This window comes from uncultured Roseovarius sp. (genome assembly GCF_913054395.1).
GTDB lineage: Bacteria > Pseudomonadota > Alphaproteobacteria > Rhodobacterales > Rhodobacteraceae > Roseovarius.
The window spans coordinates 16,465-30,507 of sequence record NZ_CAJXIP010000017.1 but is presented as its reverse complement, the minus strand read 5'-3'; the positions used below and the strand labels follow the sequence as shown (position 1 = coordinate 30,507).

The 14,043-nt window shown below is 61.3% G+C and carries 12 protein-coding genes; 9 read left to right on the top strand and 3 right to left on the bottom strand.

Annotation, left to right across the window (positions count from 1 at the left end; translation table 11 throughout):
* Positions 1-130: 130 nt before the first annotated feature.
* Complete coding sequence (locus QZ522_RS04200) at positions 131-1,006, top strand: NAD(P)-dependent oxidoreductase (RefSeq protein WP_294607891.1); 876 nt, start codon at positions 131-133, stop codon at positions 1,004-1,006.
* On the opposite strand, the gene QZ522_RS04195 is transcribed toward QZ522_RS04200, so the two are convergent.
* On the bottom strand, positions 1,003-1,833 hold the full coding sequence (locus tag QZ522_RS04195; RefSeq protein WP_294607888.1) for a Rossmann-like and DUF2520 domain-containing protein: 831 nt from the start codon (positions 1,831-1,833) through the stop codon (positions 1,003-1,005). The two genes, QZ522_RS04200 and QZ522_RS04195, sit on opposite strands and share 4 nt — an antisense overlap.
* Entirely contained in the window at positions 1,830-2,924 is a 1,095-nt protein-coding gene (locus tag QZ522_RS04190; protein WP_294607886.1) for an isocitrate/isopropylmalate dehydrogenase family protein, read from the bottom strand. The genes QZ522_RS04195 and QZ522_RS04190 overlap by 4 nt, the downstream gene beginning before the upstream one ends.
* A gap of 197 nt (positions 2,925-3,121) precedes the next feature.
* Here QZ522_RS04190 and QZ522_RS04185 point away from each other — a divergent pair, with 197 nt between their 5' ends.
* Positions 3,122-4,618 carry an aldehyde dehydrogenase family protein gene (locus QZ522_RS04185; protein WP_294607883.1) on the top strand — a complete coding sequence of 499 codons (1,497 nt, stop codon included), beginning with the start codon at positions 3,122-3,124 and terminating at the stop codon, positions 4,616-4,618.
* 227 nt (positions 4,619-4,845) lie between these two features.
* Complete coding sequence (gene dctP, locus QZ522_RS04180; RefSeq protein WP_294607880.1) at positions 4,846-5,946, top strand: TRAP transporter substrate-binding protein DctP; 1,101 nt, start codon at positions 4,846-4,848, stop codon at positions 5,944-5,946.
* A 158-nt stretch (positions 5,947-6,104) separates the two neighbouring features.
* On the opposite strand, the gene QZ522_RS04175 is transcribed toward dctP, so the two are convergent.
* A complete protein-coding gene (locus QZ522_RS04175; RefSeq protein WP_294607878.1) occupies positions 6,105-6,734 on the bottom strand; it encodes a TetR/AcrR family transcriptional regulator in 630 nt (209 codons plus the stop codon).
* A gap of 264 nt (positions 6,735-6,998) precedes the next feature.
* Here QZ522_RS04175 and QZ522_RS04170 point away from each other — a divergent pair, with 264 nt between their 5' ends.
* The 6 genes from QZ522_RS04170 (at position 6,999) to QZ522_RS04145 (ending at position 13,823) form a co-directional block, all read left to right on the top strand.
* Positions 6,999-8,114, top strand: coding sequence for an efflux RND transporter periplasmic adaptor subunit (locus QZ522_RS04170; RefSeq protein WP_294607876.1), 1,116 nt, complete (start codon positions 6,999-7,001; stop codon positions 8,112-8,114).
* The gene (locus tag QZ522_RS04165) at positions 8,111-11,227 is read left to right on the top strand and encodes an efflux RND transporter permease subunit (protein ID WP_294607873.1); all 3,117 of its coding nucleotides are present in this window, start codon (positions 8,111-8,113) and stop codon (positions 11,225-11,227) included. The genes QZ522_RS04170 and QZ522_RS04165 overlap by 4 nt, the downstream gene beginning before the upstream one ends.
* A gap of 67 nt (positions 11,228-11,294) precedes the next feature.
* Positions 11,295-11,582: a metalloregulator ArsR/SmtB family transcription factor gene (locus tag QZ522_RS04160; protein ID WP_294607870.1), complete on the top strand. Its 288-nt coding sequence runs from the start codon at positions 11,295-11,297 to the stop codon at positions 11,580-11,582.
* Positions 11,579-12,637 (top strand): permease, encoded by a 1,059-nt coding sequence (locus QZ522_RS04155; protein ID WP_294607867.1) that lies wholly within the window; start codon positions 11,579-11,581, stop codon positions 12,635-12,637. Before QZ522_RS04160 ends, QZ522_RS04155 begins: the two co-directional genes overlap by 4 nt.
* A gap of 41 nt (positions 12,638-12,678) precedes the next feature.
* A complete protein-coding gene (locus tag QZ522_RS04150; RefSeq protein WP_294607865.1) occupies positions 12,679-12,915 on the top strand; it encodes a thioredoxin family protein in 237 nt (78 codons plus the stop codon).
* The gene (locus QZ522_RS04145) at positions 12,912-13,823 is read left to right on the top strand and encodes an MBL fold metallo-hydrolase (protein ID WP_294607862.1); all 912 of its coding nucleotides are present in this window, start codon (positions 12,912-12,914) and stop codon (positions 13,821-13,823) included. Before QZ522_RS04150 ends, QZ522_RS04145 begins: the two co-directional genes overlap by 4 nt.
* The last annotated feature ends 220 nt before the right edge of the window (positions 13,824-14,043 follow it).

Sequence of the window (14,043 nt, the reverse complement as noted above, 5' to 3'; positions counted from 1 at the left end):
ACACTGCGTCAGAAAAACCGGGTTGCATCCAGTGCGAGCATTTGACTTGTGGGGTCGAACACCTTTCCAGTTAGGTATGAACCGGCGCGGCCCCTTGCCCTGCTGCCGTTATTGAAGAAAGAGACACCACATGAACGTAGGTATAATCGGTGTTGGCCTGATGGGTCATGGAATCGCGCGCAACGTGCTGCGCCGCGGGGGCTTTGCCCTGAGCTTTCTGGATCACCCCGGAAACCAGCCGACTGAAGAGTTGCTGGGCCTTGGCGCAAAAGCGAAGGACACATCGGCCAAGGTGGCCCAGGCCTCTGATGTGGTGATCCTTTGTGTGACCGGCTCGCCCCAGGTCGAAACGATTTTGACCGGCCCGGACGGTGTCATTGCCGGGTTGCGTCCGGGCACGGTGGTCGTCGATTGTTCGACCGCACTGCCAGCCTCAACCGTGAAGATGGCGAAAGCGGTCAAGGCGGCGGGTGGCAATTTCATAGATGCGCCAATGACCCGAACCGCCAAATTCGCCCATGAGGGCAAGTTGAACCTGCTGGTCGGGGGCGATGCCGACGTGCTGGAACGGGTGCGCCCGGTGCTGGCATCCTTCACCGAGGCGGTGACGCATGTGGGCGGGATCAGCGCAGGCCACCGGCTGAAGCTACTGCATAACTATGTCTCGGTCGGGTTCATGTCTCTGCTGGCCGAAGCGGCGGCGCAATCCGCAGATGCAGGGATAGATCCGCAGTCCTTCGTGGATGTTCTGGCCGGCGGCGGCGGCGCAAGCATTGCGCTCGATCGTCTGGCGCCCTTCATCACCACGGGCGACCGCGACGCATTGCCATTTGCCATCAGCAACGCTTTGAAAGATTTCACCTATTACCGCACCATGTCGGCCGATGCCGACGCGCAGCACTTGATCGCAGATGGTATCCATCGGGCACTGTCAGACGCCGTTGACAGCGGTGAAGGCGACGCCTACCTGCCCGAATTGGTGCGCATTTTCCGCAGGGGTGCCTAACGCGTCTTGCCGGTCTGTTTGAGCCGTGTTGCCATAGTGCTGAGCGCCTCATAGACGCCCCCTGCTTCGGGGTGCCAATCGGCCACGACGGCATGCTGGCGGGTGACGACATCTCTGTCGTTGCGCGCCGCCGGGCCTGTCAGCGCCGCCTCGGGGCCGAGCGTCAGAATGGTGTCGTTGGTGTTTTTTAGCAACGCTGCGTGTAACCCGTGCATGGCGTCCTGCGGCACCCCGGCCTCGGCCCAGGCCTCTTGCGCGATGGCTTGCAGCACGGTCGTCAGGTTGCACGACAGGACGGCGGCCGCGTGGTACAGCGCCTTTGCTTCGGTCCGGACGGGAAAGCATCGCGCGCCGATGCCGGTGAACAGCAACTCTAGCGTCGCGACGGCAGTTTCGTCGCCCTCTAGCCCGCAATATGTGCCTGCGAATTGCGCGACCGACACCGCCTGATTGGCGAATGTCGTTGCCGGATGCGCACTGGCCAACTGCCAGCCATTGGCCCCCAGCGGCGCCATTTCGGTCGCGGACAAAAAGCCGCTGCAATGCACTGCGATGGCAGGCGATTGATCGCAAGCGGCCAGATCAGCAGCGACAGCCGCGACGCTGGTGTCAGAGACCGTAATCAGCCAGATATCGGCGGGGCGCATATCCTGCAACCTGGTCACAGGCCGCCCGGCCCCGATAAATTCCGCCGCCAGGGACGATTTCTCCGGGGTGCGGTTGGTGATGTCCTGAACATCGCAAAGCCCCGCCCGCACCAGCAGGTGGCACAATGTCTGCCCCACATTCCCCGCACCGATCAGATTGACAATTGGTTTTTGCGTCACCCCATCGCCTTTACTTTGTCGATCAATGCACCGACCACGTCGGTGGTCGACAGATCACCACCTAGGTCGGGGGTAAAGCATCCCTCGGTCATCGCCATGGCGCAGGCCGCTTTTATCTGTGTCGCTGCGGTCAACAGCCGCTGGTCCTCATAACGCAGCGCCAGCCAGTCCAGCATTGCCGCTGACGATAAAACCATTCCGTAAGGATTGGCCACCCCCTGCCCCGCGATATCGGGCGCAGAGCCGTGCGAGGGCTGGAAGAGCCCGTTATTGTCACCCACCTCGGCAGACGGCGCCAATCCCAGACCGCCAACAGTAGCAGCCCCGAGATCGGACAGGATGTCACCGAACATATTTTCTGTGACGATGATGTTATAGTGGTTCGGACGCAGAACCATATGCATGGTCATGGCATCGACGATTGCATAATCGCACTCGATATCGGGGTATTCCTTGGCCACGTCATCGAAGACGCTGCGAAAAAACGCATAGCTGCGCAAGACGTTGGCCTTGTCACAGCAGGTGACACGCCGGACACCGTCGGCAGGCGCACCATTGGATAGGCGCGCCAGTTGGAACGCCTTGTGTACGATCCGCCTGATCCCCTTGCGCGTCTGGACAAGCGTATCTGTCGCCACCTCCTCGCGCAGCAAGGTACCACCCCCGCGCGAGGCATATAGGCCCTCACTGTTTTCGCGCAGAATGACATAATCTATCTTGTCCGCACCCTTGCAGCACAGCGGTCCGGTGACGCCGTCAAACAAGCGAATGGGGCGGATATTCGCATATAGGTCCAGCCCAAAGCGCAGCTTGAGGGTGAAATCAACGCCCACCTCTGTCCCGTCCGGGCCGACGACACCGGGAATGCCGGCGGCACCATGCAGCACTGCGTCGGCCTTGGCGCAGGCATCATAGGTAGCCTGCGGCAGGCTTTCGCCAGTTTTCAAAAAATGTTCAGCGCCGGCAGGATGCTCCGTAAAGCGCAGGACACCGCCGGGCAGGACAGAATCCAGCAAGGTCAGAGAGGCTATGCAAATCTCTGGCCCGATACCGTCACCATGTACGACAGCAATATCATATTGATCTTTCATGTCTTTTCCCTTTCGATCGTCGGGGGCGCATACATTGATCGAGACGCGGCACCCCGCTTGCGGCCTGCTTGACCGGACAATCCCCCACAGGGCCGGGTTTTCAAAACCGCATATTCTGAACGCCCCTTCAGCTTTTCCGCGTTTAACCTCGGGGTTCGGGGGTGATAGGGAGAACGCAAAGTTGCAAAGAGGTTCCCATGACTTTGACCTTTGACCCCCGGAAAATGGCTGACGCCCTTTATAGCGGCCAATTCTGCCCCATGTTCATCGACGGCAAACACGTGCCGGCCCAATCGGGCGAGGTTCTGAACGTCATCGATCCGGCAAGCGGACGGGGCATCGCCACCGTTCCACGCGCCTCGGCAGTCGATGTCGATACTGCCGTGGCCGCAGCCCGGCGCGCGTTTGAAGGCGAGTGGTCAAAGTTCACCCCCTACGACCGGCAAGAAGTGTTGCTGCGCATCGCCGATCTGGTCGAGAAGAATTGGAACGAGCTGTGTGTCACGGACACGTTGGACATGGGCCTGCCGATTTCGCGAACGTTGGGCAACAAGCGCCGGGTGATCGGGATGCTGCGGTTTTATGCCGGACAAGCCACCGCCCTGCATGGCGATTACATCGAAAACTCGGTTTCTCAGTCGATGGTAACCTATACGACGCGCGAACCCGTGGGCGTTGTGGGTGCGATCATCCCCTGGAACGCCCCTACCGCCGCCTCGGTCTGGAAGATTGCCCCGGCTCTGGCGACCGGCTGTACTGTGGTGCTGAAACCCTCCGAAGATGCGCCTCTGGTGCCCCTGCGCCTTGCCCAGCTGATGCAAGAGGCAGGCCTGCCCGACGGCGTTGTCAACGTGGTGACAGGTATCGGCTCAGAGGCTGGCGCGCGGCTGGCGTCACATCCGGATGTGAACAAGGTTGTCTTTACCGGCTCGACCGCGACGGGCCAGACCATTGCACGTGCCGGTGTTGATACGCTCAAGCGAATCACGCTGGAACTGGGCGGGAAATCCCCCATGATTATCTGCAAGGACGCCGACATCGCCAAGGCAATCCCCGTGGCGGCCATGGCGGTCTATGCGCACTCCGGCCAGATCTGTATCGCCGGATCGCGGCTGTTCGTAGCGCGCGAAATCCATGACGAGTTCATTCATGGCCTGTCCGAATACGCGCAAACGCTGAAAATCGGTCACGGGCTTGACCCCGACACCGAACTTGGCCCCCTGATCAATGACCGCCAGACCTGCAAGGTCGAGGGTTATATCACCTCTGGTCAGGAGGAAGGCGCGCAGCTGATTACAGGCGGTGATCGCCCCACGGGAACCGCCTATCAGGGGGGCAACTTCCTGCGCCCGACTGTCTTTGGCGGTGTTGACGACAGCATGACCATCGCCCGCGAAGAGATTTTCGGCCCCGTTATTTCCGCCATGCCCTTTGATACGCTGGACGAGGCCGTTACCCGCGCCAATGCCACGCCTTATGGGCTGGCTGGCGGCGTCTTTACCCGCGATCTGTCGACTGCGCATAAAATGGTCAAACGCATCAAGGCCGGTTCGGTCTGGGTCAACATGTACCACGCGATTGATCCCGCCGTGCCCTTTGGAGGGCTGAAAATGTCGGGCTATGGCAAGGAAGGCGGCATCGAGCATATGCAAGCCTATCTGGACACCAAGGCCGTGTGGTTTCAAACGGATTGACCCGCGTTTCAATAGGTAGACATAGCGGCACGTTGCGGGCCATCCGCCCGCAGGGTGCCGCTTTGTTGTGCATACCTGTTCAGGATTCCTGCATTGTCCGGCAAAGGTCGCGCTCGTAGACTGCGGCGTCGACCGTAGAACGCCCCACCGGGTTGGAGAGTGCACACAACCACCGGCCAAAAGACCGTTTTACAACCAGTATTCACATGGAACAGGAGGAGACATCCATGGATCGCAGAAATTTCCTGAGAAGCGGCGCAATCGCCGCAACAGGGGCTACATTGGCGGCGCCGGCCATCGCACAGGCCAGCCCCAGCGTGACTTGGCGTCTGGCGTCAAGCTATCCCAAATCGCTGGACACGCTGTTTGCGTCCAGTGAAGAAATGGCCAAGGCGGTCTATGAGCTGACCGACGGCCAGTTCGAAATTCAGGTCTTCGCCGCAGGCGAATTGGTTCCGCCACTGGGCATTGCCGATTCCGTGGGCGATGGCACCGTCGAAATGGGACACACCGGATCGTATTTCTACATGGGTAAAGACCCTGCGTTTGCCTTTGGGACAGCTATGCCATGGTCCGGCAACGCCCGTCAGTATCAGGCGTGGATGCACGAAGGCGGCGGAAACGACCTGATCAACGAGGTTCTGGCAAACTTCAACCTGATCAACATGCCCGCCGGCAACACCGGCACCCAAATGGCCGGATGGTACCGCAAGGAAATCAATTCGCTGGACGATCTGAAAGGTCTGAAAATGCGTATTGGTGGTCTTGGCGGCACCGTGATGAGCCGCATGGGTGCCATTCCCCAGCAGATCGCTGGCGCGGATATGTATCCTGCGCTGGAGCGCGGCGTATTGGACGCGATCGAGTTTGTTGGCCCCGCCGACGACGAGAAACTGGGCTTCTACAAGGTCGCGAAATACTACTACGCCCCCGCTTTCTGGGAGCCATCGGGTGAACTTAGCTATTTCATCAATGCTGATGCGCATGCCGCATTGCCCAAACATTTCCAGGCCGCGCTGAAACACGCTTCTCGTTCCAGTGGCGCGCAGCTTATGCACCGCTACGACACACGCAACGCGGCGGCTTTGCAACGTCTGCTGGCCGAGGGCGTACAGGTCCGCACCATGCCAGAGGAAATTCTGCGCGAAAGCTATCGCCAGACTCACATGCTCTATGCGGAAATGTCGGAACAGAGCGCGAGCTTTAAGAAGATCCACGATCACATGTTCGATTTCATGGACAAGGCACGAACCTTCACGAACATTTCTGACTTCGCCTATGACTATGTCGGTTATCAGGCACAGCAGGGCAACTGGCCGAAAAGCTAGGACTTCGGGCTTTGACAATAAGGGGGCACGTCCGTTTGGGCGTGCCCTTTTTTTGCGTGCGAGGAGCGCTGTCAGAGGCACGCGGGTTGAAGCCGGCTGATTTGGCCCCTGCCCTGTCCGCATGAAAATCACGACCCGTTCAATGAATTCAAAGCCGCCTAGGCCGCGCCTGAGGGGTTACGGTCGGCACCCTCCCACGCCGGGAGCATTCGATCGCCAACCAGTGCCAGCAGCCGATCTTCGACACCGGGCTTGTGGGGATCGACCTTGCCATCGAGGGTCAGGAAGCAGTGGCCATGCACAAAGCACCACAGTGCGTAAGCCCGCAGGCGGACGTCGTCCGAACCCGGATCAGCGCCGATATGTTCGGCTACGACCCGCTCGACGAGTGCCTCGCTCGCGTCGCTTACGCGCCGGAGCGCGTCGTCTGAGTGATGGCTTTCGGCAAGGCCAAACATCAGGCGGAAAATGCCGGGCTCGCTGCGGGCAAAATCCACATAGGCCTTTCCCAACCCGGCAACGCGCCGCGGATCGCGAGGAGGATAAGCTTCGACCGCCACCCGCATCGCGTCGCGCAGCCGCATCATACCGCGCAGCGCGACGCCCCTTAGCATCTCGTCCCGGTCGGAAAAGTGCTTATAGGGCGCGGCGGTTGACACACCGGCGATTCGACACGCCTCGGCAATGCGAAATTTGTCGGGACCATCGCGCTCGATCAAACTGCGGATCGCCTCCAGAAGCCCCTCGCGCAGATCGCCATGATGATATGATTTTGGGTTACTTTCCAAGTGTTTCCTGTTGACCCAGCAAGAGTTCTCAAATTTTTCCGTTGACTAAGTTAGCGACTCTTACATATGTAAGCAACGCTAACTTTAGGGTAGGATGATGTCTTACACCTCTCCACTCGCGAAAAGATCACACCGTTTCCGAAGGCCCCGTCGGTTGCCGGATGAGATCAGTGCCGTTCACCTCAGCAGCGGCGCGGCACGCCTCGGGCTGTCGGTCTGTACGGCGACCCTGTTCGCAAGCAATCAACTCCGAAGAGGTCGGGCATGAAGATCAAACGCATGTTGCTGTTAGGCTGTTTCCTGACTGCCGCGGCTGGGGCGGCGGCACTCGCAATGCTTTCCGTTGAGGGAAAGGACACGGCCCCGGATGTAAGTGACCCAAGGCAGCAAGCTCCGGTCGTCAAGCTGGCAGTTGCGAATCCGGTGGAGTCCCGTGAGCGTGGCTTCACAGGCTTCATCGCCGCGAGGGTGGAAAGCAATCTCGGCTTCCGCGTTCCCGGAATGATCACGGAACGGCTTGTAGATGCGGGCCAGGACGTCAAATCGGGTCAGCCGTTGCTGCGGATCGACGATACCGATCTTCATCTTGCGCTTGCGGCAAAGCAGAAGGCGGTCGAGGCCGCGCGCGCAACGGTCAGCCAGCTGGAACCGGATGAACGCAGACATGCCAAATTGCTCGATAACGGGTGGATTTCCGAGCAGCGTCACGAACAGGTCAAGGCGGCCCTGGATACGGCGCGCGCGCAGCTTGCCATGGCCGAAGCCGACGCCCGGCTCGCGAAGAATGAAACGACCTATGCCGTCCTGATCGCCGATACGGATGGAACTGTGGTCGAAACCCTTGGAGAGCCGGGGCAAGTCGTTTCTGCTGGCCAGCCGGTGGTGCGGATCGCGCGGGCCGGCCCGCGTGAAGCCGTGGTGACGCTTCCCGAGACTGTGCGCCCGAGCATTGGCAGCCCCGCAAGGGCCAGTATCTATGGCGACGGCGACAATATCTACGAAGCAAATCTCCGACAGCTTTCAGATGCCGCCGACCCTCAGACCCGCACCTATGAAGCGCGCTATGTGCTTGATGGCGCGGCCGCCTCGGCGCCGCTTGGCGCGACCGTGACCTTGCGGCTGACAACCGGCCTGAGTGATCCGGAAGTACAGGTGCCGATCGGCGCCGTTCTTGATGACGGCACAAAAACCGGCGTCTGGCTTGTCGATACTGCCACTTCCACCGTTCATTTCTGGCCGGTCACACTGGTCAGGCTGAGCAGCGAAACCGCTGTGGTCTCGGGTCTCAATCCGGGCGAACCCGTCGTGTCACTCGGGGCCCATCTGCTGGAAGAAGGTGCGCGCATCAGGGTCAGCCCCGGCAATGGGAGCGTCCGATGAGCCTTAACCTTTCGGCAATCGCCGTTCGCGAACGGGCCGTCACCCTGTTCTTCATCTGCGTGATCGTGGCCGCCGGGACCTTTGCGTTTCTCAAGCTCGGACGGGCGGAAGACCCAAGCTTCACCATCAAGAACCTGACGGTCACGGCGGTGTGGCCGGGCGCCACGGCACGCGAGATGCAGGACCTTGTGGCAGAGCCGCTCGAGAAGCGGCTTCAGGAACTGGACTGTTACGACCGAGTGGACACAACCACACGTCCGGGCCTGATGCTGATGACGCTATCATTGCTGGACAGCACGCCGCCACCGGCGGTGCAGGAGCAATTCTATCAGGCGCGCAAGAAGCTCGGGGACGAAGCCGCCCGCCTGCCACCCGGCGTCCTGGGTCCGTTCATCAATGACGAATATGCGGATGTGAGCTTTGCCCTCTATGCGCTCAAGGCCAAGGGCCTGCCGATGCGCGAGCTGGCCAGACAGGCAGAGGTGATCCGGCAGGACCTCCTGCACGTGCCCGGTGTCAAGAAGGTCAACATTCTCGGGGAACGTCCCGAGCAGATCTTCGTCGAGTTTTCCCACACCAAGCTGGCGACCCTCGGCGTCTCGGTCCCGGATGTCATCGCCGCCTTGCAGCGACAGAACAGCCTCACCCCTGCGGGCTCCATCAATACGCGGGGTCCGCAGGTCTTTATCCGGATCGACGGTGCCTATGACAGCGTCCGGATGATCGCCGACACGCCCATAGCCACAGGCGGGCGGACGCTAACGCTTTCCGACATCGCGGATGTTCATCGCGGTTACGAGGATCCACCGACCTATCTCATCCGACATCAGGGCGACCCTGCAATCATGCTTGCGGCGGTGATGAAGGACGGCTGGAACGGGCTCTCCCTCGGCGCTGCGCTGGAGACCCGCACGGCAGCCATAGCCCAGGCACTGCCACTCGGGATGACACTCGACAAGGTGACAGATCAGGCCGTCAACATCAGATCGGCCATTGACGAATTCATGCTGAAATTCGCGATGGCGCTTGGCGTCGTTCTGCTGGTGAGCCTCATCAGCATGGGCTGGCGCGTCGGCATCGTGGTGGCGGCGGCGGTCCCGCTGACGCTGGCCGCAGTGTTCATCATCATGCTCGAGACCGGGCAGTTCTTTGACCGTATCACGCTCGGGGCCCTCATTTTGGCGCTCGGCCTGCTTGTCGACGACGCCATCATCGCCATCGAAGTGATGGTGGTGAAGATGGAAGAGGGAATGGACCGCATCAAGGCCGCAGCCTACGCCTGGAGCCACACGGCAGCCCCGATGCTGTCGGGCACGCTGGTGACGATTGCCGGTTTCCTGCCGGTCGGCTTTGCGTCCTCGACGGCTGGCGAATATGCGGGCAACATCTTCTGGGTGGTCGGCTTCGCCCTGATCGTTTCCTGGGTCGTGGCCGTAATCTTCACCCCCTATCTCGGGGTGAAGATGCTGCCTGCCATCAAACCCGTCGAGGGCGGCCATGACGCGATCTACGCTACGCCGAACTACCGGCGCCTGCGGCGGCTTATCGGCTTCGCCGTGCGCCACAAATTCCTGACCTGTGCCATCATCGGCATCGCGTTCGCTGTGTCCGCCGTCGGCATGGGCGGCGTCAAGCAACAGTTCTTCCCGACCTCGGATCGTCCGGAGGTCCTGGTAGAGATCCGCCTGCCGGAAGGCAGCAGCATCGAAACGACCAGTGAGGCCGTCGAGAAGATCGAGCGCTGGCTCGAAAAACAGCCCGAAGCCGGTATCGTCACCAGCTATATTGGTCAGGGCGCGCCGCGCTTCTACCTGGCGCTGGCGCCGGAACTGCCCGACCCCGCCTTTGCCAAGATCGTGGTGCTGACGCCCGATGCCGAGGCGCGCGACGCCCTGCAACTCCGGCTCCGCGCGGCCGTAGCGGAGGGACTGGCGCCCGAGGCTTACGTGCGCGCCACCCAGTTCGTCTTCGGTCCCCCTTCGGCCTTCCCGGTCGAGTTCCGGATCATGGGCCCCGATCCGGCGCAGCTTTATGCCATTTCGCAAAAAGCGCTCGACATCATGCGGACCGTCCCCGATGTGCGCGAAGCGAACCGTGACTGGGGAAATCGCACGCCGGTGCTTCGCTTCGTCCCGGATCAGAACCGGCTGAACCTCATCGGTCTTTCGCCAGCCGAGGTGGGCCAGCAGCTCCAGTTCCTCCTCTCCGGCATACCCGTCACCGAGGTGCGCGAGGATATCCGCAATGTGCCGGTCGTCGCGCGCAGCGCCGGCGGCGAAAGGCTGAACCCGGAGCGGCTGACAGATTTTTCGCTGGTCACGCGCAACGGTCGGCAGATACCGCTTGAGCAGATCGGGGATGCAGAAATCCAACTGGAAGAGCCCATCCTAAAGCGCCGCGATCGCATACCTGTCGTTACGGTCCGTTCGGAAATTAACGAGGCGGCTCAGCCGCCCGAGGTGTCCAAGGACGTCATGAAGGCCCTTCAGCCGCTGATCACTTCCCTCCCGCTTGGCTACCGCATCGAGATGGGAGGGTCGATCGAGGAATCCGCCGAGGCCAATGCCGCACTGGTAAAGGTCTTTCCGACCATGATAGCGGCCACGCTGATCATCATCATGCTTCAGGTTCGCTCCTTCTCTACGATGGTCATGGTGTTGCTGACGGCGCCCCTTGGTCTTGTCGGTGCGGTGCCGATGCTTCTTGTCTTCAACCAGCCCTTTGGTTTCAACGCCATCCTGGGCCTGATCGGGCTTGCGGGCATCCTGATGCGCAACACTCTGATCTTGACCGAGCAAATCAAGGAAAACCGTGCGGCCGGACTCGACGACTACAACGCCGTCATCGAGGCCACGGTACAGCGCACAAGGCCCGTCATCCTTACCGCGCTCGCAGCAGTACTGGCCTTCATCCCGCTCACCCACTCCGTTTTCTGGGGCTCGATGGCATATACTCTGATAGGAGGCACAGCGACCGGAACCGTCTTGATCCTGCTGTTCCTCCCGGCGCTATATGCCGCATGGTTTCGGATCACGCCCTTTGCGGATGCAGGCCGGAAATCCGAAGCGCCTGATGACGAGCAGATAGAGGGTAAGCGGTTGGCCGCGGAATAGAACGCTGCGCAGGGTCGGTTGATATGGATCAAGGCGCATATGCGCTCGAACGCATACTCACTTATCCATGCAGGAAGTACTGACCGCCCTTTGTGACCCGACCCGCCGCGCCGCCCTCGCCCTTCTCTGGGATGGCGGTGAGCATTGCGTCTGCGAATTGATGGCGAGGCTCGACACAAGCCAGAGCCGGATGTCGCGGCACATGAAGGTGCTGCGCAAGGCTGGCCTCGTGCTCGACCGGCGCGACGCGCAATGGGTGCGCTATCGCCGGAACCCCGACCTTGCACAAGAATTCGCGGATGTTGTCCACGCTGTGCTGACCGCAGAATTCAATCTCGAAAGGAAGGTCGCATGACCGTCGAAACACATGATCCCGTACCGCGTCGTGGCGCGCCCGACTGGCTCTGGTATCTTGGCGTGCCCGTCGTCGGCGCGGTCCTGTACCTGCTCTATGGTCGGCTGATTCCGATCTCGGAATGGGTGACGGCGCTGTTTCCCGTGGCGCGCGACAGCCACACCGGCGAGGCCATTGCCTTCTTCGTCTATGACGTTCCGAAGGTGCTGTTACTGCTGACGGGCATCGTCTTTGTCACCGGCGTCTTGCGGAGCTGGTTCAGCCCGGAAAAGACCCGCGCGATCCTCGCGGGCAAGCGCGAAATCTGGGGTTATCCGCTGGCCTCGCTCCTGGGGGCGCTTACTCCGTTCTGTTCCTGTTCGTCGGTGCCGCTTTTCATCGGCTTCGTCTCGGCGGGCATTCCGCTCGGCGTCACCTTCTCATTCCTGATTGCGGGTCCGATGGTGGGGCCGGTGGGCCTCGGCCTGCTTTACGGTCTCGTGGGGTGGCGGGTCGCCACGATCTATCTCGTGTTCGGCTTCACGATTGCCACCCTCGCTGGGTTCATCCTCGGCCGGATGGGGCTGGAGCGCTATCTTCAGGACTGGGTGCGCGAGTTGAACGCGGGCCCCATAAGCGACCTGCCGCAAGACCGCCTGACGCTAGTCGACCGGCTGAGGATCGGCGTCGAACAGGTGCGTGAGATCGTTGGCAAGGTCTGGATCTGGGTGCTCGTCGGCATCGGCATCGGCGCCGCGATCCACGGCTATATCCCCGAGGCGATGATGCTGCGGATCATGGGCGGCGAGGCTTGGTGGTCGGTCCCGGCGGCGATCATCGTGGGCGTGCCGGTCTACACCAACGCGGCGGGCGTCATCCCGATCGTCGAAGTGCTCTTGGGCAAGGGCGCTGCTCTGGGCACAACGCTGGCGTTCATGATGTCGGTGATCGCCCTGAGCTTGCCCGAAATGATCATTCTAAAGCAGGTGTTGAAACTCCGCCTGATCGCGATCTTCATCGCGGTCGTATCGGCGGGCATTCTCGCCACCGGCTTTCTCTTCAACTTCTTGCTTTGAACGACCCTCCGGTTCGACACAATCCTAGAAAGGACACGCCCATGAAAACCGTCAAGATCTACGGCCCCGGCTGCAAACGCTGTGACGCGACCGAAACCATGGTAAAGGTTTCGGCGTCCCGGTTGGGCGTCGAGGTCGAAGTCGTCAAGGTCACTGACGCCAAATCCATCGCCATGGCGGGCGTCATATCGACGCCGGGTATCTCGGTGGACGGCAAGCTTGTCCATGCCGGCGGCCTGCCGGATGCGGTGAAACTCGACGGCTGGCTCCAGGCATGATCCGCGCCTTCGTTGCCGCCGCAATCCTTGTTGCGCCCACCCTCGCCGCCGCAGATGTCCTCAAAGTCCAGCCTGTCACGGACGATGTCTGGGCCATCGTCGGCCCGTTGGAACAGCGCAGTCCGGAAAACCTCGCCAACAACGCGACCTTCGGGCTGGTCGTAACGCCTGAGGGGGCGGTGCTGATGGATCCGGGCGGATCGTGGCAGGGTGCCAAGGCCCTACACGACACGATCCGCACCGTCACCGATCAGCCGGTGGTCTATGTCATCGACACGGGCGGTCAGGATCACCGCTGGCTCGGCAATGGTTATTGGCAGGCCCAGGGCGCCACGGTGATCGCACCCGATGCGGCGGTCGAGGACCAGCAGGCTCGCGCCTCGATGCAGCTGACAGGATTGGCGCAGCTGATCGGTATGGCCCTGGAGGGAACCGAACCCAGCTTTGCCGACGTGACCTTCTCCGATGCCCATATGCTTGAGGTCGGCGGGGTGCGCTTCGAGATCGTGCATCCGGCCCCCGCTCACACGCCCGGCGACAGCTTCGTCTGGGTACCAGCGCGCGACACGGTATTCACCGGCGACATCGTCTATGTCGAGCGCATCCTTGGCGTCGGCAACCAGAGTTCGATCACCCACTGGCCCGACGCCTATCTCGCGGTAGAGGCAACCGGTGCCGCGCATGTCGTGCCGGGCCATGGCGGGGCCACGACGATGGAGCACGCCCGCGCCGACACTTACGACTATCTGATGAACCTGCGTGCGCAGATCGGGGCGCTGCTGGATGAGGGGGGCGACATCCTGACTGCGCCGCAGGTCGACCAGACGGCCTTTTCCTATCTCAAGCAGTTCGACAGTCTTGCCGGCCGCAACGCGCAGACCGCCTTCCAGCAGATGGAATGGGAATGATGCCGGAGTATCGCAACCTGCGCAAATACGGCACCATCGCCAACACGCTGGCCGAGGCGATCCGGCGGAAGGGCTGATCCATGCCGCATGATCACGCCCACGATCACTGTGCCCTGAGTAATGATACAGAATTGGAATAAAGGGGACAGTGGCACCGGCGATGCCAGAAAGTGATCCTTGTTCGCGGGGGACATCTGGTAACGGGTTGACCGTGGGAACA